This is a genomic window from Thalassoglobus neptunius (assembly GCF_007859735.1).
Classification (GTDB): domain Bacteria; phylum Planctomycetota; class Planctomycetia; order Planctomycetales; family Planctomycetaceae; genus Thalassoglobus; species Thalassoglobus neptunius.
The window spans coordinates 1616370-1636786 of the sequence record NZ_SIHI01000001.1; the positions used below are offsets into that span (position 1 = coordinate 1616370).

Genomic DNA, 20417 nt, shown 5'->3' on the forward strand with positions numbered 1-20417 from the left:
CCCAACTGTAGAGTTTGCCATCCTGGCGAAAATACCGGAGTTGTCTCGACTCCGTAAAAAGATGACACATCTTTCAGTTTAGAGATACTGCGCAGACAATGACGATGTCAACGGTTCGGTAGGGATTGCCAGTTGCAAGAGCAACAGATCATTAAACGTTGATTCGATCAGGATTTCTTGCGGAAAATCGCTTCTCGCCCGCGGATTGTTGCGTCGACTTTTCCATCCTGAAAGACTGTCTTCCCAAGCACCCACGTCCGGACTGGCCAGCCGGTCAGTTCGACGCCATTCCACGGGCTCCATTTTGATTTGGTCAGCTGATTTTCATCGCGAATTGTTTCCCGTCGAGACAAATCGACGAGGACCAGATCGGCGTCGAATCCTTCCCGAATCGCTCCTTTGTTGGCGATCTTCCAGATGCGAGCAGGGGCTGCGCACATCCACGAGACGACCTGCTCGAGCGTACACTGCCCACGATTGACAGCATCGAGCATCAGAGCCATCGAGTTTTCAACAGCTGGAAGCCCGGACGGAGACTCCGGGTACGGACGGTCTTTCTCTTCGAGTGTATGAGGAGCATGGTCGGTCGCGATGACCTCAATGACTCCGTCTCGCAGTGCGTTCCAAAGTGCTCGATTGTCCTCAGCTGTCTTGATCGACGGATTCATCTGCACCCGCGAACCGAGCCGATCATAGTCATCGACATTGAAAAACAGGTGATGCGGACACGCTTCGGCGGTCACCCAGCTTGGACGATCTTTGAGAAACTCAGCTTCTTGAGCCGTTGAAACGTGCAAGACATGAAACGGATGCTGATGTCGTGTCGACAGATCAACCGCGCGTCGGGTCGAGATGATCGCTGCTTCGTGATCGCGTATTTTCGAGTGATCATGAATCGACGTTCCGCCATTCAATCTCTCTCGATTAGCTCGAACGGTCGCTTCATCTTCGCAGTGGGCACAGATCGGAAGAGTGGTTTCAGCAAAGATCTTTTCCAGCGCATCCTGCCCGTCGACCAGCAGGTTTCCGGTACTTGAACCGATGAAAATTTTGATCCCCGGAGTTCGTTCCGCAGCTTTGAGAACGTCGAGATTCTCCGGCGTCGCTCCGATATAAAACCCAAAGTTGACGACACACTTGCCCGCGGCCAGTTCGAGTTTGGCATCCAATGCTTCTAGAGAGGTCGTCGTCGGATTGGTGTTGGGCATCTCCAGAAAGGTCGTGATGCCCCCTTTGGCACATGCCACGGATCCGGTATGTAGATCCTCCTTGTGAGTCAGCCCCGGATCACGGAAGTGAACCTGATCATCAATCGCTCCGGGCAACAGATGCCGACCTTCCGCATCGACTGTTTCATCAACGGACGCCGTTTTGGGAGGGTCGATACCGAGGATTTTGTCGTCCTCGATGAGGACGTCATGCTTCTGAATCCCCTCGGGGAGAACACATTGAGCATTGCGGATCAGCGTGCGATCAGCCATGAGCTTGAACTTCTGTCAAAAGGAGAATCAGGACGAGTTCTCGAGCATTTTCTGTTTTGGCTAGCACTCACTCGCACGAGCAAACTCTGTCTTTGACCTGATGAAAAAGTTCAAGCGAGTGCACAGGAAAGAGCAACTTGCTCTAGTCGACACCGGCTGTTGTTTTTTCTTCGATGATCGCATCGAGTTCTTCGCGGAGTCGATCGAGAATGGCATCGTAGGAATAGGCTCCGAGTTCTTTGGGACCTTTTTTCAGGTTCACAAACTTCGGACCACACCACAGCCCGAGATCCGCATCGTCCGTCTCTCCCGGACCGTTAACGCGACACCCCATCACCGCGATTGTCACCGCATGATCCTGAGCGTATTTCGTCATTTCTTTGACCTGTTGCGCGAGATCGATGAATGCTTCATTCTCGACTCGAGAGCAACTCGGACAACTGATGATGTTCAAACTCTCAAGCCCGAAATCGACGACGCTTCTCACGCGGCCAGCAGCAATGTCCGTGAGAATCTGCCGTCCGGCTTCGATCTCTTCCGGCTTTCGCGAACTGGGCACCGTCAGAGAAACCCGGATCGTGTCCCCGATTCCTTTGCTGATGAGTTGCTCGAACGCAATTCGTGTTTTGATCACCCCATCTGGAGGCATCCCCGCTTCGGTCACGCCCAGGTGAAGCGGAATGTCTGGTCGGGAAGAGGCAAAGCGGGTGTTGACCTCGATCACTTTCTTCGGGTCCGAGTCTTTCAGCGAGACGCAGTAGCGAGTGAAGCCGATGTCGTCGAGAAATCCGCAGTGATCAAGTGCACTTTCAAGCATTGGCGAAATCGAATCGTCGACGTCGTACCGTTCTTTCTTCGCAGGATCGACAGATCCGCAATTCACCCCGACACGCATCGCACAATCGTGCTCTTTCGCCACATCAGCAAGATACTGAACCTTCTCCTGCCAGGGCTTCTCTCGTTCGTGATGGTAAAGATGACCAGGGTTGTAGCGGAGCTTGGAAACGAATGGGGCGATCACTTCTGCGAGTCGGTAGTTCTCCTGCAGGTCGACAGCCAAATTCGCCGAGACCTGTCGACTGATTTCCGCCAGCGCCTCAGCATCTTTGGAACTGTCGACTGCGACACGCACGACATCCGCCCCAGCTTCGACCAATGCAGAAATCTGCTCGACCGTGGCGTCAATGTCTTTCGTATGTGTCGCTGTCATACTTTGAACAGCAATGGGATGACCATCCCCGATGACGATTGAACCAATTCGAACGGCTCGAGTCGGATTGCGAGGGAGAGATCTGTCTGACACGTTTATCAACCTTGATTCTGCAGAAGCGAGAACGCCGACCTCAGCCGAAGAATTGAGAGCCGCACGTGACACGCAATTCTTTCACCGAGAACTTGCATGTATCATAACGGCCGAATTCTTGAATGACAGACTGAACGCATCGATCTGTCACGTCGAATCGAGCGATCCACGCGGACTCGACAGCTTCCGAAATCTGCGAAACGGATTCTTCACAGCAACGGTGGAGAACACTGTCGCTGGGGAGAACATCAAACCGGAGGCAGAATACGAACCGGGGAAGAACACAGCCTGAAATCTTCGGCAGGGCTGCTTGAACCGGAGAAGGAAGTAAAAACCCTCCACATGTGCCGGCGAACTGGATTTGTCCAGACCCGCAGTTTTAGGTGGGCACCACAGGAACGGGTCATGTGATCCAGTCCTCTGTTTTCACAGAGCCAGGAGATACAATCAGCCACTCCGTTGCGGTTCCCTGCGGATTGGAAGTCGGGTCTACAAAATACTTTCCGGTATCGAACACCGCAGAGGGGGTTAGATCATGGATCCAACACTTCGATCCTAGCTTTGGGTCTGGCCCGGGGCAACGCTTCTACTGAAGTTTTTAAGGGATCAATCCATTCGCCAGCGGTCACGTACGACTCAACCGGTTGGGAACGAAACCCCGGCAAAAAATCGCTGCGAATTCAAGAAACAGATCGCGTAATTTCAAAGAAAGACGGAACTCCATTCGCCGATTTCCGTTGACCAAACTGTCGAAAATCTCGGCGACAAATCCTCGGTCAAATCGCTTCAGACAGGAAATCGTCGGAGCGAAACTTCAGTCGACGCGAATGGGACAGACGAATCCGTCTGGCTTCAGCGCGAGAACGGAACATCGAAGTTCTCTCAGAAGTCGTTCAGCGGTGTTGCCGATCAAAAATCCGGGGATTCCTCCGCGACCGACTGTTCCCATCACAAGCAGATCAGCCCCTTCTTCTTCCGCAACCTGATCGATAACAGTGTCAGCGGGGCCAGATCGAATCACGACACGTGTACCAGCTTCGAGAGTCCGATAGTCCGTTTGAGCGAGCCGTTCGTTGACAGCTTTCTCTGCTTCGGAACGAACTTTTTCCTTGTACTTATCGATTTCTTCAACGCTGACTTCGGTCCGTTTCAACGCACCTTCGAACGGGAAATCGACAGAGTGAACAACGACAAGCCGAGCACTCATCAGTTGGCCGATCGCCACAGATGTCTCGAGAACTCTCTTGCCTGTCTCACCCAGATCATCTGCCGCAAGAATGATGAAGTCGTCGAACGGAGTCACATCCGGCCGCGTCACCCAGACCGGGCAAGGACACTTGCGTAACACCTTGAGGGCGGTGCTCCCGTAAAGCATGCTTTGCGCACTCGTCTTTTCGCGTGTTCCGATGATCAGCAGATCGATGTCTTCCCGGAGAACTTCCTTGATCAATTCCTGCCAGGCGCGTCCCACGCAATTCTTTGTTCGGCATTGGACGTTCTTGGAATCACACTGTTCCAGGTACGGTTTGAGCTGATCTCTCACGATCTGATGAGGGTCCAACTGACTTAGTTCTTCGAGAACGAGGTCGCTTGACTTGGTGTCTTCCGACAGCACAGACATCAACGTCAACTCGGAGCCGGTTTCTGCAGCGATGCGGATCGCCTTGGAAATGGCTTCTCGAGTCGGCAAGGGGAGTTCACCGGTTTGCTCGTTGAAATCGACACCGACAAGGATTTTTTTGATGCTGTGCATGCCGTGATCTTTATCTTTCGACTCGAAAGTCATTGACGCGATGAGTCATTAATCCGTGGAAAGGGACGAGCCGACGATACCCGCTCCTAATCAATCACGAGTCGATTTCGACGCGCGAGTTTGTCATCACCAGATTCGCAGACGATTTAGAATTTCATGGTCACGATGTTTCCGTTCTTAATCCTACCTGCTGCATCAATCGATCTGTGGACTCGTAAGCATCTCGAACCCACTCTTCAATCTTATCTGGCTGCGGCGAATACTCCAGTTCGATTGAGACCGCTCCATCGATTTCGAGGTCACGAATCTCTTCGAGGTAGGGGATGAAATCGACAACACCATGTCCGGGCGGCAAGTCGCCATGTTTCTTGCCGTCACAATCTGAAATATGGACGTGAATTGCCTTACCTTTGAGTTTTCTCAACTTCGAAGGTTCCTCACCAGCCAGGTGCATGTGGGAAATATCGATATTGGCGCCGACAGCAGAGTGATCCACTTCATCGACGAAGGAAGCCATTCTGTCGACGCTGTTCAGTAGTGAGAGCGGAAACGGTTCCAACTCCAGAGCGATGCGAACTCCAAGCTGGTCAGCGGTATGTGCCAGTTCCATACAGCTTTCGACCGCCAACTGCCACTGCTCCTCAGGAGGAATGACTTCCTGATTCCAGATGTATTCCCCGAGCACCAGAAGCAGGTTGTCTGCTTCATATTCGCTGACAAGTTCGAGAAAACTCTTACAGCGATCGATATGAAACTGCTGAACGCTGGGATTGAAATCGATCAGACCGGTCGCGACGCAGCAAATCGAGCGAATCGGCAAATCTGCCTGATCGCATTCAGACTTGATAAGTTGCCGCTCTTTCTGGTCGATCTCGAGCGGATCGGTAAAGATGTCGATGCAATCGAAACCGATCTCCTTCGTTTTGCGGATTCCCCATCCGGTTTCGAGGCCGGTTTGCGCCCATGCGGAGTTGATCAGTCCTAGTTGCATCGGATTTCGCTTGATTGAGAAGATTGATGCGGTCAAATCCTTGGAGACATTCGCCGTGGGTCACTAACATAGCGGTTTCGGCGACCAAGACGAACCGTATCCGCAGTTTCAGGTTCAGAATCGACCGCTTCGAATTGCAAAGGCCCTTCAGGCGATCAATTCGACCCGGACGAAATCATATCTCCCTGTGACACTTTCGATCGGAATCTTGATCATTGAGACCATTTCCACTGCGAGTTTCACGTCGTTTGTGACAGAACCGCAACTCATTTCAACCTTTCGGAGCCAAACCAATGCCTGTCGCAACACCTCAACAATATGCCGCGATGCTCGATGCCGCCCAGGAGGGTGATTACGCCTATCCTGCCGTCAACATCACTTCGCTCGTCACCCTCAATGCTGCCCTCAAAGGCTTTGCGGATTCAAAGTCTGATGGAATCATTCAAATGTCGACCGGCGGCGGGAAGTTCGCTTCCGGCTTGAATGTGGGCGATAACGTGTTGGGTTCGATCGTTCTGGCGGAAGCATGCCACCGACTCGCAGAACGTTATGATGTGCTCGTTGCTCTGCACACCGACCACTGTCCCCCGGATTCTGTCGACGCTTTCCTGAAACCATTGATCCAGGCGACCGCAGAACGTCGAGCTGCTGGAAACGGAAACCTGTTCCAGTCGCACATGCTCGATGCATCCAACTTGCCACTCGAAGAAAACATGGCGCTCTCAAAAGAGCTGCTCAAGCTTTGTGCCGAAAACGAGATCATTCTCGAAGTCGAAGCAGGTGTTGTTGGCGGTGAAGAAGATGGTGCTGCCGGTGCGAGCATGGAAAGTGTTCCCGACGATAAGCTTTACACCACACCAGAAGACATGGTGAAAGTTCACGAGGAACTCAGTTCCATCGGCCGATTCCTGTTCGCAGCGACCTTCGGAAACGTTCACGGTCACTACAAGCCCGGTTCCGTTCAATTGCGTCCAGACATCCTGAAAAGTGGACAGGAAGCTGTGATGTCAAAATACGGAAAAGACGCAGAATTTGATCTCGTCTTCCACGGCGGATCGGGAACTCCTCGTCACGAACTCGAAGAGACTCTCGCATACGGCGTCGTCAAAATGAACATCGACACCGACACGCAATACGCGTTCACTCGTCCAGTCGTCGATCACATGTTCTCCAACTACGGTGGAGTTCTCAAAATCGACGGAGAAGTTGGAAACAAGAAAGTCTACGACCCACGCTCTTACCTGAAGAAGGCTGAAGAAGGTGTGGCGAACAGACTGATGCAGGCATGCGAAGATCTGCACTCGGTCGGAAAAACCATCTGCGGAAAAGTCTAGAGAATCGCAATTACTGAATTCCCGCAATTTGCACGGTCAGGCAATTTGTTTTCGTGATCATCCGGTTGCATCGTCACTTGAGCGAAGATCCGGGAACCAACTCGTGAGAACGTTTTTCGCCTGCAAGCTTTTCGGCGGCAAGTTCTTCACCGGCAAATTGTGAGAACCTGTTGGGGAAGCTCCGCAACTCCAACATTTGACGCGATTCCTGAAAAAAACGGCCCCTGTCGGACGCAAAATCGGCAGGGGTTTTTCATGCGCGTCACTTGATGATCAAAGTTGGTGGATGCATCGAGGATTTTCATCTAATCTTGTCGCTGTGTTCATCCGAGCGTTTCTGGAGCAGGTTTTCATGAATCTCCGTTGGTCATTGGTTCTCATCCTCTGCTGTGTGTGCCTTACAATTGGTTGTCGGGGAGAAAAAGCTTCTCCGCCCGAGACCGAAGTCGAAAGTGAAGGCACAACGGGAGTTCCTGCCGAATCTCGAGGAACGATTGCATTCAGTGCACTGACGCTGAAGAACCCGTTCTTCAAGGTCATCGCCGACAGCATGACAGAAGCGGGCAAGTCGCACGGATTTATCGTTCTCGTCAATGATGCGGAACGGGATGTCAACACGCAGTCCAAGCACATTGACAACTACATCGCCCAAGGTGTCACCGCAATTGTCATCAATCCTGCGGATCGCGTTGCGATTGGTCCAGCCATCAAAAAAGCCAACGAAGCTGGCATTCCCGTCTTCACCTGTGATTTGCAGTGCGTCGCGGAAGATGTCGACATCACCTCTCATATCGGCACAGATAACTATCAAGGAGGACGCCTTGCCGGACAAGCGATGATCGAAGCACTCGGTGAATACGGCGGAGAAGTCCTTGTCCTGCATTTCAAGCAAGCGAACTCCTGTGTCGAACGAGTCCGAGGATTTGTGGACGAAATCAACGAATACAATACGGATCGCACGGACGGAAAAATTGAGATCGTCGCGGAACTCGAAGGAGGCGGGCTGCGAGACGAAGGGTTTGCTGCGACTCTGGACGCGCTTCAACAACATCCGAATCTCGCGGGAATTTTCGCAATCAACGATCCCTCCGCACTCGGAGCATGCACCGCACTCGAACAATCCGACCGGGCTGACCAAGTGAAAGTGATTGGGTTCGACGGACAGAAAGAAGGGAAGCAGGCGATCAAAGATGGCCGAATCTATGCCGATCCGATCCAGTTCCCGGAAAAAATGGGAGAGGTGACCGTTCAGAATGTCATCAAGTACTTCGACGGAGAAACGCTTGAAAGCGTCCAATTGATTCCGACCGAGTTATATCGGAAACAGGATGCCGACTCTGACCCGGATTTGCAGTGATCGACCGATGTCCGCGAATAACTCTTCGCGGGCTGAACCCAAATTGATTGAACCAATTCGCACGGAGAATGGAAGCTCGACAAAAAATCGTCGAACGAAACCGATTCAGGCGAATTCCGGGAAACCATGAAAGTGGTCGATTCCACCAGTGAATTCATGACCGATCACGCAAACAAACTCGCTTCGCCGTTGCTGAGAATGGAAGGGATTGGAAAATCCTTCGCTTCGGTCAGTGTCCTGGAAGATGTGAATCTCAGCCTTGCACAAGGAGAGATCCTTGCACTGCTGGGAGAGAACGGGGCTGGCAAAAGCACGTTGATGAAAATCTTGTGCGGAATCCACCCTCCCACTTCCGGAGCGATCTTCATTGATGGAGACCGTTTGCAATCCGGAAAACCGGCCGCAGCTGCGCAGGCAGGCATCCGAGTCATCCATCAAGAGTTCAATCTCATCCCGTCGCTGACTGTCCCCGAAAACCTCTTTCTCGGCCAAGAGTCATCACTCTTAGGGGGCATCAATCAACGCCAGGAAACCGCTCGCGCTCGAGAAGTTTTCGAGCAACTCGGAGCGAAAATCCCGTTCGAGACGCCGTGCAAAAACCTGACAGTTGCAGAACAGCAACTCGTAGAAATCGGAAAAGCACTTTTGGTGCAGTCGCGTCTGATCGTCATGGATGAACCGACCGCTGCCCTTTCTCCTCAAGAAGTCGAGGGCCTTTTTCGAGTCATCCGCGAATTGAAAAGTCAGGGAATCGCGATCATATACATCAGCCATCGGCTGAACGAGATCTTCGAAATCTGCGATCGAATCATGATTCTCCGCGATGGCAAACACGTCGCAACTGGCCCAACCGCTCAGTGGTCTCGTGAGAGACTGATCGAACAAATGGTCGGAAGAACCCTTGATCAGGAGTTCCCCAAACGAACTTCAAACATTGGCGAAGTCGCCCTTTCAGCGACTGGACTCACGCGACGCCCGAAAGTGAAAGATGTCTCACTCTCCGTCCGAAAGGGTGAGATCGTCGCACTTACCGGGCTCATCGGATCGGGACGAACCGAAGTGGCGCGATTGCTGTTCGGTGCAGATTCCCTCGATGCTGGAACAATCTCACTCCATGGAAAACCGATCACGATCCGCAATCCGCGACAAGCAATCGCCTCCGGAATTTGTCTGTTGACGGAAGACCGAAAGTCGCAGGGCCTCGTCGTCAATCAATCCGTGTTGCACAATTTTTCGTTGCCGAACCTCGGGCAAATGACTTCGTGGACCGCAATCCAGTCCGAGCGTGAAAAAGACGCATTCCACAAATATCGCGAGCAATTGAACATTCGACTTGCTGACATTCACCAGCCAGCCCGAACACTTTCTGGCGGAAATCAACAGAAGGTAGTTTTGGCGAAATGGCTTCAGCGTCAGAGCGAGGTTGTGATTTTCGACGAACCAACGCGAGGAATCGACGTCGGTGCCAAGTACGAAATCTATCAGCTGATGAATCAACTTGTTGCAGAAGGCAAGGCCATCCTCATGATCAGCAGTGAACTTCCCGAAGTCCTCGGAATGGCTGACAGAATTCTCGTCATGCACGAAGGACGTCTCACCGGCGAAATCACGGATGTCGAAAACGCAACACAGGTCCAGATTATGGATCTCGCGATTCGATAGATCATATCGACCATGTTGTTGATTGATCGCTGCAAGTCAGTGGCAAAACTCGCGAGCCAGCCGTTCATGAAAACTTACCGACGTTGAACGGAGTTCGAACGGAAACGCTTCTCAAGACTCAAGAAGATGAAAGCTCTATCACAAATGCTGGATCGACTGCTCCGTTCGAATTTCGTGGCGAACTACGGCTCCGTTTTCGTGCTGATTCTGCTTTGTGCTTATTACAGCTACATGACATACGGGGAACAGCAACCCATTTCTGAAGCTGCCGGAATTGAAGTTGCCAACACAATTTCCGAATCGATCAGTCCGGGCGAAAGCGTTCTCATCGTCATTCGAAACACCGTTGGAGATCGTCTCTTCGCAACCGCTCTTGAGAAACAACTGCAAAAGAACGAGGTCGAAGTCCTGGACACGATATCGGGTTCTCCGGCGGATCTTCGGAAAACGATGGAAGAAATTGGGGCTGCGGGAACAAGCTTGGGCGCGATCGCAACCCATCACGCGGGCGCTCAATTCGGCCCCATCAGAAAAGACAACCTCGCCAAACATCAGGAGATCTATCCGTCACTCTCCGGCGTTGAGGTGTTTATCCCGAACAGTTACTACTGGCCGACATTTCTGACTCGAGAAAATCTGTTAAACGTCGTTAATCAGAATGCGGACGTTGCGATTATCGCCATTGGAATGACGATGGTGATCATTACCGCCGGAATTGATCTCTCGGTCGGAAGCATTCTTGCTGTCTCCGCTGTCGTCACTGCCATTGCCCTCCAAAGTCTGGGAGGAGCCGATGCGTCTGTCACGACAATGGCGTTCTGTGCCTTCCTCGGCGTTTTCGCATGCCTGCTCTGCGGACTGTTCAATGGAGTGATGGTCACGTTTTTCCGAGTGCCTGCTTTTATCGTCACATTGGCAGCGATGATGATTGCCCGAGGAGTCGCGCTGATTCTCGCTGTCAGATATCAAAGCTATCTCAGTGGCGGCACCACTGAAGGGACTCCGGAAGCAATCAAGATCACCACTCAATCGTTCTCGGCGCTCGGCAACGGAGAGATTTTTTCGATCCCTATTCCGATCCTGTTGATGCTCGGGCTTTATGGACTCGCCCATTACATTATGGGGCACACCGCATTCGGTCGGTATTTGTACGCTGTCGGCGGCAACGCAGAGGCAGCCAGACTTTCTGGAGTGCCGGTGACTGCAGTTCTCATCGCTGTCTATGCCATCTGCGCGACAATGGCGGGTATCGGGGGTGTGGTCGACGCGTCCCGGTTCGAAGGAGGACGCCCGAACGCTGGCGAACTCTACGAACTTCAAGTGATCGCAGCGGTGGTCGTGGGCGGGACCAGTCTGGCAGGCGGAGAGGGACGGATCTTCGGAACGTTAACCGGTGCCATGATTATCGCTGTCATTCAAAACGGCCTGAATATGGCCGGAGTCAAAAGCTACGAACAGAAAGTTGTCTTCGGACTCCTCATCCTCGGGGCGGTCGTGATCGATCAATTCAAGAAACGCCGATGAGTCGATCGAGGGCCATTCGGCCTCTGTGAGAATGAATACCAGTCAATGACGTTCGCTGATTCTCTCACGCAACTTGGGGAGGTCTTCCTCGCAGATCGACACAACCCGTCGCGTTAACATCAATCGTCCCAACATGTTCGAACGGCGACTGGGTCCATTTCACATCGGTCTCGACATTCGTTAGGATTCGTGAAAACCGGAGTCAACGACTCTGAGCATGCGGAGGCAGGGCATTTTTCGAAATGGTCTGCACAATTTCGCACGAGCAAACTGGACGAAAGACATCTTAACCAGTCCAGGCGAGTGCACAGGCAAGAGCAATGTGCTCTCGAGCATCTTCATCTCTGGTTTTCAGCGATTCGCACGAGCAAACGCAGAATTCATCGAAAGTACCGAATTCAGGCGGGTGCGGAGAAACCATAAAAGTGGTCTAGACGGAAAGAAAACATGGCAAAGAACATGATCGTTGCCCAGTCGGGCGGACCGTCGGCGGTGATCAACAATACCGTGCGTGGAATTGTTGAAACTGCCCGACAGATGGACGAAATCGGAACAGTTTACGCTGGCTGGCACGGGATTGAAGGCGTTCTGAAAGAAGAACTGCTCGACCTGTCGAAACAGTCGGCCGAAGAAATCGCCTTGCTGCGGACGACTCCGGCAGCTGGGTCATTCGGAACCTGCCGCTACAAACTGAAGCCGGGACAGGACGAAGATTTCGATCGTGTGATGGAAGTCTTCAAAGCCCACGACATCGGATACTTCTGCTACGTCGGCGGAAACGATTCGATGCACACTGCTTACACCGTCGCCAACCTGGCTCGCGAACGTGGTCTCGACGTGTGCGGACTCGGGGGACCGAAAACAATCGACAACGATGTCGGTGACAGCGAGTTCAAACTGGTGGACCACACCCCCGGGTACGGTTCCACTGCCCGCTACTGGGCTCACTATATTCAGCAGGCGAACGAAGAAAATCGCGGTTCGTGTCCGGCGGATCCTGTGCTTGTGCTGCAAGCGATGGGACGCAAAATCGGTTACATCCCCGCAGCTGCTCGCCTGGCTGATCCCAATCGTGAAATGCCTCTGCAGATCTATCTTGCAGAACGAGAAGTCACGATCGATCAGATTCATGAGAACGTCAACAACCTTCTCAAAGAACGGGGTCGAGCCATTGTGGTCGTCAGCGAAGGACTTTCCATCACAGGACTGGAAATTCCGGAAGAGTTCATCGTTCGAGATTCCTTCGGACATCCGACGTTCTCTTCAAGCAAGATCACAGTCGGACAGATGCTGACCAATGCGTTGAACGATCGCGGTCTCGCCGTCAAAGGTGCTGCCCGGTGCAACGTTCCGGGAACTCACCAACGCAACGACATGGTTTACGCCTCGACCGTTGACCTTGAAGAATCGTACTACGTCGGCCAGAAGGCAGCCCTTCTCGCTGGTGCCGGAGAGCATGGCTACATGTCGACAATTCTTCGCACCGACTGGGACAACTATCAGGTCAAGTACGACAAAGCTCCGCTCAGCGAAGTTGCCGAGAAGGACCGCAAGTTCCCTTCAAAGTGGATCAGCGAATGCGGAACGGATGTCACCGATGACTTCGTGAAATACGCTCGTCCGCTCATCGGAGACAACTGGGTGAGCGTCCCAATGATCGACGGTCGACTGCGATTTGCTCAGCTGGACACTCGAAAAGAAATGTTCGCCAGCCAGAAACTCGGCGCCTATGTTCCACAGGCGGACCGTTCGTAATTATGATGAACAGCTGACTCCGGTCAGCTCATGAGAAGCTGAATTCCGGCAGGAGGACGAACTTCGTCCTCCTGCTTTTTTCGTGGCCTGACTGTTCGATTCGCGGCTCGAACTTACCGAATCGTCGTCGACTCGGCCTTAGCTTGTTGAACAGGTTTCGCGACTGGCCGAACGATGGCGATGTCGGTCCCTTCGAGAAAGAACGGCATCGTATCGATCTCGATTTCGCTCTCCCGCAAATACGGTCGAAGCTGCGTCAGCTTGTCGGTGGTTGTCATCAGAACGCGAGTTTGCCCTTGAGAGTTTTTCCCGAAGAGTGCATCGCGAGCCTCTTCTGGTTCTCGAAAGCGTTCGATTGGCTGCTTCGCATAGAAAATCCAACTCGACTCCGGGCTGTGAAAGCTGATCACATCGACGCTCTCAGGAGATCCGTTCTGATAGAGTGAATCGACCATCTCGTCGACCCGGCGATGTCGATCGATCCGCTCAGCTGCAAATGCGAAAACAGCTGGGGACATCAAGATCGCGGTCACTGCAGTAGCGAAGGTCGCTCGCGGAATTTGCTGACGTTCTGAAGCAATGAGTGCAATCAATCCGCCGATCAACGGAATGAATCCGAGAAGCCCCAGAACCATCTCGCCGGGAACAAGCAAACTCGAAGCGATTGGAATTCCGATCAGAACAGCGGTCCCGACAAACATCACCGACCCGAATGCGAGACGCGACCAGATTGGGGAAAGCTGGAAGCTGCCGCGATTCCATCGATCGATGAACGCTCCCGTCGCAATCGCGAGCCCCGGATAGCAAGGAGTGATGTAGCTTGGGAGTTTTGTCTTCGCGAGGCTGAACAGAGCCACATAGACCCCGACCCAGCAAAACGCGAACAGATACCCGGAAGCGTATCGGTTGATTTGTCGAATCGTTTTCAACCCGTCGAGCAACGTGATCAACCAGAAGATGGACCACGGAAAGAATCCGACAATCAATGTCACAGGATAAAACAAAACATTTCCGCGATGACCATCCATTGAATTCATGGCCCGACCGACATTGTGCTTCACGAAGAAGCCGTAAGTCCACTCGCCATCGGTTCGGAAATGCACCCATAAGTACCAGGGAAGTGCAATCGCTGCGACGCATGCCAGACAGGTAATCGGCTTCATCGTCCAGCATGTCTTCAGGAAGTGTACTGGAGCAAACGGAGCGACGAGTTTTCGAAATCGAGCTGACCAGGTTGTAGGCGAATCGGACTGGCCTTCAGGAAGTCGACGAATGAGCAGAAACATACCGATCACTGCGGTCGGCAGCACAAGACCGATGGGACCTTTGGCAAGGACTGCCATCCCCATCGACGCATACATCCCGAGAATCGCTGGCCATGAGTCGGGAAAGTCTTTCACAAAGACCGTTTCCGAGTCGGTCTTCGAAGTCGTTCCGACGATGTAAATCGCGATCGCCAGCGTCGAGAAGAAAATCAGCGGCGCATCAGGAGTCGCTGCGCGTGAAGCAACCCCAAACATCAGGGTCGTCGCGATGGCCACTCCCGCCCACAAGCCAGCACGGGCACCGAAGAGTCTTCGTCCGATCAGCCATGTCAGCAGGCTGCTGCCGATGCCAAGCAACGCCGAAGGAAGTCGGGCGGAAAATTCCGTCACCCCGAAGATGGCATACGAAATCATCATCAACCAGTATGTCAGAACTGGTTTGTGTTCACGGAGTTCCGCATTAAATATCGGTTTGACCCAATTATTTGCAGCGAGCATTTCGGCAGCGCAGCCAGCGTTTCTTGGTTCATCTCGATCCCAGAGGTGCGGTCCTCCCAAATTGGTGAGAAACGCAATCCCAGCTACGAAGAGAATGATCCCTGCGTCGCGCATTGACTGATTCATTGCCATCCCTAGCAAGTCGAAAATAGATCGACGTCACAATTCCTTGACGACGATTGGTCCAGAATCGGAATATATCCGGAATTCCAAAATTCGCTCAAGCTCTGTTTTCACAAGCCAGAGTCAGCCTCGCTGAATGAGGAGTGCTCCGACGATCAAAAGAACTGCGCCGCAGACTTTCATCAGAGAAATCGGCTCCTGAGAAACGCCCAGCAATCCAAGCTGATCAATGAACAGAGACATCAACAACTGACCGACAATCGCGGCCGCGATGACATTTGCAGTCCCCAACGTCGGGACAACACACAGAACGGTCGTGACATACACTGCTCCGAGTAGTCCTCCGGTATAGAGATACCAGGGAATACTCGTTTCGCTGGGAACGGTGGGAAGTCCTCGCGACCAGATCACGAGCGCAATTGTGAGTACGATCGTCCCTCCGAGAAACGAAATCACCGCAGCGAGAAACGGATTCTGAACAGATTGTCCGAGCCGACCGTTCACGATGGCTTGAACCGGAATCACAAACGCAGCGACTGCCGTCACGAACATCAGGGCGAAAATCTTCACATCGGTCTTTCGTGATTCAACATGGACGTTTCAATCTCTTGAGAGAACGAATTCCGTCGCAGCCTAAAGCTTCCATCAAGGTGTGAGAAGGGCACTGCCGCAACATCAGGCGAAGGTGTTTGAGATTCACGCACTCGCATCTCTGGATCGCTCCTTCAAATTCCTGAAAGAGTGAACATTGTCGTCCGAATCAAAAAGTTTCGAAAGGTCTCTCCCCGTTCGGCACCACATGTGCTTTCCGTGTCAATGTGCTCGACGGACCAAAGATTGAAGAGGTTGAGAAATGAGACTGAGGCTTTATGAAGTCGGTGGAAAGTCGACAGGTAGAGTCATGCGGTTCGACCAGTTTCCCGCACTCCTGTGTGTCGATACTGCAGGCGACCCTTGTACGCATCACGAATCCTTTCACAGTGTTTGCGAGATGGTCGATATTGGAGGACAAATTGAAGTCCGGGCTGCGAGCGAATTTGAAGAGATTCTCGTCAATAATGTCAGCGTCACTTCCGGGGCATTGATGCCAGGTGACCGGCTGTCACTGGGAAAAACAAGCTTCATCGTTTCGTACGAACGGACCGCCCGAGAACGTCCCCCATCCATGCAGGTGAAGATTTTGAATTGAAGCACTTTGTTCCGTTTTATCGAACTCCCTGAGACGAAATTCTGTAGAGACTGTTATCGGTTCGAAGCAAGAGATCCTGATCAATCACAACCGGTGAAGCCATGATTCTTCCGGGCAACCGGTTCGCTTGAATCACTCGCGGTTTTGATTGATGCGGATCAACGATTTTGGTCACACCTTCTTCGCTGCAGAAGTACAACAATCCTCCTGCAGAGATTGGCGAGGAAGAAAAGTTCCCTCCAATACGGAGCTTCCATGCTTGTTTCCCTGTCGACGCATCCAGAGCGGTCACGATTCCTTTATTGGAGACCATTACGATCATGGAAACGTCAACGGAATCGACCACAACAGGCGACGGTGTATCAGGCACGGAACTCTTATGACTCCAAATTCGATTTGCCCGTGCCAGTTCGCCCGTGCCATTCGTAGGGACAGCCCAGATCTCTGGTTGAAAGAAGCCGGTGCAAATGAAAACCGTGTCACCCACGACAACGGGGCGCGGCACATTTGAAAAACCGGTGTATCGAATGTGCCACAATTCCCGTCCGTCTTCGGGCGAATAGGCATGACACTGATCTGCCCCCGCACTGATCAGTTGTTGCTCTCCATTTGTCTCGCAAATCAGCGGAGTCGAGAACGCTCGATGCGTGATGGGATTCGTTCGGAAGGGAGCGGAACGATTTCGAGTCCAACGAGTTGATCCATCAGCCGTGTCCAATGCGACCAGCTTTTGTTCCTGAGCACCATCCAAAGTGATGATCAGCAGGTCTTCATACAAGACCGGAGAACTTCCCGGACCTCCTTGATGCTCCACCAGTAGGTCGGTTCTTTCCCACAGTTTTCTTCCCGATTGACAATCGATGCATGCTGTCCCGTAAGTTCCGAAATGAACGAACAGTTTGCCTTCGCTCAGCACTGGAGTCGGCGAGGCATAGCTGTTGTCATGATGAATTTCTTCGATCGATTCCGGTTCGAAGATCGTCAGATTTTTGATGATCGATCCGGTACGAGCATCAACGGAAACGGCGCCGAGGATGCTCCCATCTTCCGTCGCAGTCGTGACCCAGATCGTGTCTCCATCGTGAACGGGTGACGAGTGTCCGAGACCGGGGATGTCGACCTTCCACACAACCCCATTCGACTCATCCCACTCCGTCGGGAGCGTCACATCTTCGACGACACCCTGCCCGGTCGGGCCGCGGAATTGTGGCCATTCTCGCACTTGAGCCGACGAGTTCGTGCCGATCAGAAGCGAAAGCAAAGCGATGGCGCAGCGGAGTCGGCTCGGCAATTGACACCTGAAGAAAGGTCGATAGAACATCCCGTTTGACTCCATTTTTTCGATCGCGGGTTTCCCTCTCTATTTCGAATTGAGTGATCCGTCAACCTCAGATCTCCGTTCTGAAAGAACTCGAATTGACGACAGTCTCTTCTGAAAATTCTCAGCGACGTATGTCTTCCCGCACGAGTGGTACCTTTCTATGGTTGACCATTGATTGGTCCTAATGAGTTCTGAATCCGGACGAGTGTTGATGTCGAAGAAAATTGAAACTCACTCCACAACGATCCTGGCTGTGAAACACGCCGGAAAGATTGCGATTGGGGGAGACGGTCAGGTCACCTACGGACAAATGGTCCTGAAACGCGATACCCGGAAGATTCGCAAAATCCTGAATAACGAGGTGATCGTCGGCTTCGCTGGATCGACAGCGGATGCCTTCGCGCTTCTGGAACGATTCGAAGAGAAAGCTAAGGACTTCCCCGGAAATCTTCCCCGCGCAGCGACGGAACTGGCTCGCGACTGGCGAACCGACAGAATGCTGCGGAAGCTTGAGGCGATGATCATTGTCATCAGTTCGGAGCATCAACTTCTGATCACCGGACAGGGAGATGTTGTTGTTCCGACCGATGGAGTCGTCGGCATCGGATCAGGTGGGCCATACGCGGTTTCCGCAGCCCGTGCCTTGCTTCGACATTCGGATCTTGCTGCCGGTGAAATTGTTCGCGAATCGCTGAAGATCGCGTCTGAAATCGATGTCTACACAAATGAAGAGTTAATTGTTGAGGAACTGACGTGTCAGAGCTAAGTCGTGCAGAACAGATTTCTAAACAGCTGGAATTCACTCCGAAAGAGATCGTCGCCAGACTCGATGAACATATTGTTGGTCAGGCGGACGCGAAACGAGCCGTTGCGATCGCTTTGCGCAATCGCTGGCGATGGAAACAGCTTCCCGAAGAGATTCGCAAGGAAGTCACGCCGAAGAACATCATGATGATCGGCCCGACTGGTGTCGGAAAAACGGAAATCACCCGGCGTCTGGCCCGCATCACGGGGGCTCCTTTCATCAAAGTGGAAGCAACCAAATACACCGAGGTCGGATACTACGGTCGGGATGTCGAGAGCATGATTCGCGATCTCGTGGAATCCGCGATTCAACTCGTCAAGATCGACAAGCGCGAGAAGGTCCTGAAACGTGCTCAGGCCAATGTTGAGGAAAGAATTCTCGACCTCCTCGTCCCCACAGAACGAAACTGGCCGGAAGACCCGGATGCGGAAGCACGTCATCAGCGGACTCGGGAAAAGTTTCGGGAGATGCTCGCCGCCAAAGAGATGGAAGATCGCGAAATCGATATCCGGCTCGATCAGCGACAGTCACCCGTCCAGGTGTTCTCGAACCTCGGTGCAGAACAGATGGACGTCAACCTGCAGAACATGTTTGAGAAGATTATGCCGCGACAACAGTCGCAGCGGCGTGTGACTGTCCGTGAGGCTCGCGACCTGTTGCTCGACCAGGAAGTTGAAGCGTTAATGGACCCGGACGCAATTCATGAAGAGGCCATCCGACTTGCTGAAGATTCGGGAATGGTTTTCATTGACGAAATCGACAAAGTCGCCGGCGGTTCGGAAGGATCGAAGAGTGCGGACGTCAGTCGCCAGGGCGTTCAAAGAGACTTGCTTCCCATTGTGGAAGGCACAACGGTTCAGACCCGTTACGGAAACGTCAAGACGGACAACATGCTCTTCATCGCGGCCGGTGCGTTTCATCGTGCACGACCGTCCGATCTCATGCCGGAGCTTCAGGGGCGATTCCCGATCCGTGTGGAACTGGAAGACCTGACCAAAGAGGACTTCCTGAGAATCCTCACTGAGCCAGCGAGTTCACTGACCCGACAGTACACCGCTCTACTTGAGGTCGAAGGAGTGAAGGTCAGCTTTCAAGAGGATGGGCTGAGCGCGCTGGCTGATCTTGCCTTTCAGATGAATCAGACGACCCAAAACATTGGAGCCCGTCGGCTGCATACTGTCCTCGAACGGCTGCTGGAAGATGTCAGCTTCGAAGCTCCGGACCTGAAAGGGCAGACGGTTGTTGTTGATCGTGAATACGTCAACGAACGCCTGGCTTCTGCGACGCAACTTGAAGACTTGAGCAAGTTCATCCTGTAGTCCTCTTTCACGGAGGCTCTGCACCTGCTTGACGAATTTTCGTCTCGCGAGTGCTCTCGTTTCGCGAGTGTTCTCGATTAGTGAGTGCAGAGTCTGCTCGATTGAACTCTGAGAACGGTCTCAAGATGAGGTCGCAATCGCTGTGCGATCTTGTTTCAGACATTCATTCATCATGCCCGTTCGAACATCTGAGACCGTCCATTTTGCCTTTCACTCTTGAATTCTCAGGACTCGAAAGACATTCTGAAGATGGTGTTTTCATCCTGAGTGAATGTGTTGCCGAAGAATCGCTGCGGCCACAACGTTGCAGCGAGAACTGACATTTCGTCCGCAAGCTGTTTGTGACTCAACGGGTCGATTGAAAAATTCTGCATGGAAACAGTTTGGGATCACGTCGAAAACGTCTGAAAACCGAAGGGCAGAAAATGATGGCAGACCAGAATCCCGAGTCGTCCGATCCATCGAACGCACATCCTGATCCCCCGAAACAACAGGCCAGCGGTCAAGATCAGGCGTCAGAATTAACTCGGCGTGACTTCATAAAATACACGACATTGAGTTCAGCTGCTGCTGCCGGGCTGTACGGGCTGACACTCAAAACGGATGCGATCGACCAGCCAGTCGAGACCGACATTCGATTTCAAGAGTCGGGTGTCGGGAACCATATCCCCTACACGTACAACGATGTGGCCCCATAAACACGGCAAGGTTCGAGATCTCTCGAATTGATTTGCACG

Annotated in this window: 17 protein-coding genes and 1 other RNA gene; 10 read left to right on the plus strand and 8 right to left on the minus strand. The window is 52.6% G+C overall.

Annotation, left to right across the window (positions count from 1 at the left end):
* Window positions 1-167: 167 nt before the first annotated feature.
* Together KOR42_RS06505 and ispG are read right to left on the minus strand one after the other, a co-directional pair.
* Window positions 168-1481, minus strand: coding sequence for a dihydroorotase (locus KOR42_RS06505; RefSeq protein ID WP_146508106.1), 1314 nt, complete (start codon window positions 1479-1481; stop codon window positions 168-170).
* Between the two features lie 142 nt (window positions 1482-1623).
* Window positions 1624-2784, minus strand: a complete 1161-nt coding sequence (gene ispG / locus KOR42_RS06510) for a (E)-4-hydroxy-3-methylbut-2-enyl-diphosphate synthase (RefSeq protein ID WP_146508108.1) — start codon at window positions 2782-2784, stop codon at window positions 1624-1626.
* A gap of 118 nt (window positions 2785-2902) precedes the next feature.
* Between ispG and KOR42_RS26470 the strand changes: the two genes are divergently transcribed.
* Window positions 2903-3076, plus strand: a complete 174-nt coding sequence (locus tag KOR42_RS26470) for a hypothetical protein (RefSeq protein WP_197440916.1) — start codon at window positions 2903-2905, stop codon at window positions 3074-3076.
* A gap of 39 nt (window positions 3077-3115) precedes the next feature.
* Here KOR42_RS26470 and ssrS read toward each other — a convergent pair.
* From ssrS to KOR42_RS06525, 3 genes are all read right to left on the minus strand, one after another.
* A non-coding RNA gene (gene ssrS, locus KOR42_RS06515) (6S RNA) lies at window positions 3116-3312 on the minus strand.
* Between the two features lie 286 nt (window positions 3313-3598).
* Complete coding sequence (locus KOR42_RS06520) at window positions 3599-4537, minus strand: universal stress protein (RefSeq protein ID WP_197440917.1); 939 nt, start codon at window positions 4535-4537, stop codon at window positions 3599-3601.
* Between the two features lie 160 nt (window positions 4538-4697).
* Complete coding sequence (locus KOR42_RS06525; protein ID WP_146508112.1) at window positions 4698-5528, minus strand: sugar phosphate isomerase/epimerase family protein; 831 nt, start codon at window positions 5526-5528, stop codon at window positions 4698-4700.
* 293 nt (window positions 5529-5821) lie between these two features.
* On the opposite strand from KOR42_RS06525, the gene fbaA reads away from it, so the two are divergent.
* The 5 genes from fbaA (at window position 5822) to KOR42_RS06550 (ending at window position 13160) form a co-directional block, all read left to right on the plus strand.
* Complete coding sequence (gene fbaA / locus KOR42_RS06530; RefSeq protein ID WP_146508114.1) at window positions 5822-6862, plus strand: class II fructose-bisphosphate aldolase; 1041 nt, start codon at window positions 5822-5824, stop codon at window positions 6860-6862.
* A gap of 352 nt (window positions 6863-7214) precedes the next feature.
* Window positions 7215-8219: a substrate-binding domain-containing protein gene (locus KOR42_RS06535; protein WP_146508115.1), complete on the plus strand. Its 1005-nt coding sequence runs from the start codon at window positions 7215-7217 to the stop codon at window positions 8217-8219.
* Between the two features lie 132 nt (window positions 8220-8351).
* Window positions 8352-9881: a sugar ABC transporter ATP-binding protein gene (locus tag KOR42_RS06540; protein ID WP_197440918.1), complete on the plus strand. Its 1530-nt coding sequence runs from the start codon at window positions 8352-8354 to the stop codon at window positions 9879-9881.
* 126 nt (window positions 9882-10007) lie between these two features.
* The gene (locus KOR42_RS06545) at window positions 10008-11405 is read left to right on the plus strand and encodes an ABC transporter permease (protein ID WP_197440919.1); all 1398 of its coding nucleotides are present in this window, start codon (window positions 10008-10010) and stop codon (window positions 11403-11405) included.
* A 447-nt stretch (window positions 11406-11852) separates the two neighbouring features.
* Window positions 11853-13160, plus strand: coding sequence for a diphosphate--fructose-6-phosphate 1-phosphotransferase (locus KOR42_RS06550; protein WP_146508117.1), 1308 nt, complete (start codon window positions 11853-11855; stop codon window positions 13158-13160).
* Window positions 13161-13273: 113 nt separating this feature from the next.
* On the opposite strand, the gene KOR42_RS06555 is transcribed toward KOR42_RS06550, so the two are convergent.
* Both KOR42_RS06555 and KOR42_RS06560 read right to left on the minus strand, forming a co-directional pair.
* Window positions 13274-15049, minus strand: a complete 1776-nt coding sequence (locus KOR42_RS06555) for an ArnT family glycosyltransferase (protein ID WP_197440920.1) — start codon at window positions 15047-15049, stop codon at window positions 13274-13276.
* A gap of 120 nt (window positions 15050-15169) precedes the next feature.
* Window positions 15170-15616: a DMT family transporter gene (locus KOR42_RS06560; protein WP_146508121.1), complete on the minus strand. Its 447-nt coding sequence runs from the start codon at window positions 15614-15616 to the stop codon at window positions 15170-15172.
* A 283-nt stretch (window positions 15617-15899) separates the two neighbouring features.
* On the opposite strand from KOR42_RS06560, the gene KOR42_RS06565 reads away from it, so the two are divergent.
* Window positions 15900-16235, plus strand: coding sequence for a hypothetical protein (locus KOR42_RS06565; RefSeq protein ID WP_146508123.1), 336 nt, complete (start codon window positions 15900-15902; stop codon window positions 16233-16235).
* A gap of 16 nt (window positions 16236-16251) precedes the next feature.
* Here the strand turns inward: KOR42_RS06565 and KOR42_RS06570 are convergent, their stop codons facing one another.
* Window positions 16252-17556 carry an outer membrane protein assembly factor BamB family protein gene (locus tag KOR42_RS06570; RefSeq protein ID WP_231740711.1) on the minus strand — a complete coding sequence of 435 codons (1305 nt, stop codon included), beginning with the start codon at window positions 17554-17556 and terminating at the stop codon, window positions 16252-16254.
* Between the two features lie 211 nt (window positions 17557-17767).
* Here KOR42_RS06570 and hslV point away from each other — a divergent pair, with 211 nt between their 5' ends.
* From hslV to KOR42_RS06585, 3 genes are all read left to right on the plus strand, one after another.
* Window positions 17768-18322: an ATP-dependent protease subunit HslV gene (hslV, locus tag KOR42_RS06575; RefSeq protein WP_197440922.1), complete on the plus strand. Its 555-nt coding sequence runs from the start codon at window positions 17768-17770 to the stop codon at window positions 18320-18322.
* Window positions 18310-19680, plus strand: a complete 1371-nt coding sequence (hslU, locus tag KOR42_RS06580; protein WP_231740712.1) for an ATP-dependent protease ATPase subunit HslU — start codon at window positions 18310-18312, stop codon at window positions 19678-19680. The genes hslV and hslU overlap by 13 nt, the downstream gene beginning before the upstream one ends.
* A gap of 383 nt (window positions 19681-20063) precedes the next feature.
* The gene (locus tag KOR42_RS06585; protein WP_231740714.1) at window positions 20064-20378 is read left to right on the plus strand and encodes a twin-arginine translocation signal domain-containing protein; all 315 of its coding nucleotides are present in this window, start codon (window positions 20064-20066) and stop codon (window positions 20376-20378) included.
* Window positions 20379-20417 lie beyond the last annotated feature (39 nt).

Excerpts from the sequence above, each read along its gene's own strand:
- KOR42_RS06570 (WP_231740711.1), bottom strand. The coding sequence starts at position 17,556 with ATGTTCTATCGACCTTTCTTCAGGTGTCAATTGCCGAGCCGACTCCGC.
- fbaA (WP_146508114.1), top strand. The coding sequence starts at position 5,822 with ATGCCTGTCGCAACACCTCAACAATATGCCGCGATGCTCGATGCCGCC.
- KOR42_RS06550 (WP_146508117.1), top strand. The coding sequence starts at position 11,853 with ATGGCAAAGAACATGATCGTTGCCCAGTCGGGCGGACCGTCGGCGGTG.
- KOR42_RS06525 (WP_146508112.1), bottom strand. The coding sequence starts at position 5,528 with ATGCAACTAGGACTGATCAACTCCGCATGGGCGCAAACCGGCCTCGAA.
- KOR42_RS06545 (WP_197440919.1), top strand. The coding sequence starts at position 10,008 with ATGAAAGCTCTATCACAAATGCTGGATCGACTGCTCCGTTCGAATTTC.
- KOR42_RS06520 (WP_197440917.1), bottom strand. The coding sequence starts at position 4,537 with ATGCACAGCATCAAAAAAATCCTTGTCGGTGTCGATTTCAACGAGCAA.
- KOR42_RS06555 (WP_197440920.1), bottom strand. The coding sequence starts at position 15,049 with ATGAATCAGTCAATGCGCGACGCAGGGATCATTCTCTTCGTAGCTGGG.
- KOR42_RS06505 (WP_146508106.1), bottom strand. The coding sequence starts at position 1,481 with ATGGCTGATCGCACGCTGATCCGCAATGCTCAATGTGTTCTCCCCGAG.
- KOR42_RS06565 (WP_146508123.1), top strand. The coding sequence starts at position 15,900 with ATGAGACTGAGGCTTTATGAAGTCGGTGGAAAGTCGACAGGTAGAGTC.
- hslV (WP_197440922.1), top strand. The coding sequence starts at position 17,768 with ATGTCGAAGAAAATTGAAACTCACTCCACAACGATCCTGGCTGTGAAA.
- KOR42_RS06535 (WP_146508115.1), top strand. The coding sequence starts at position 7,215 with ATGAATCTCCGTTGGTCATTGGTTCTCATCCTCTGCTGTGTGTGCCTT.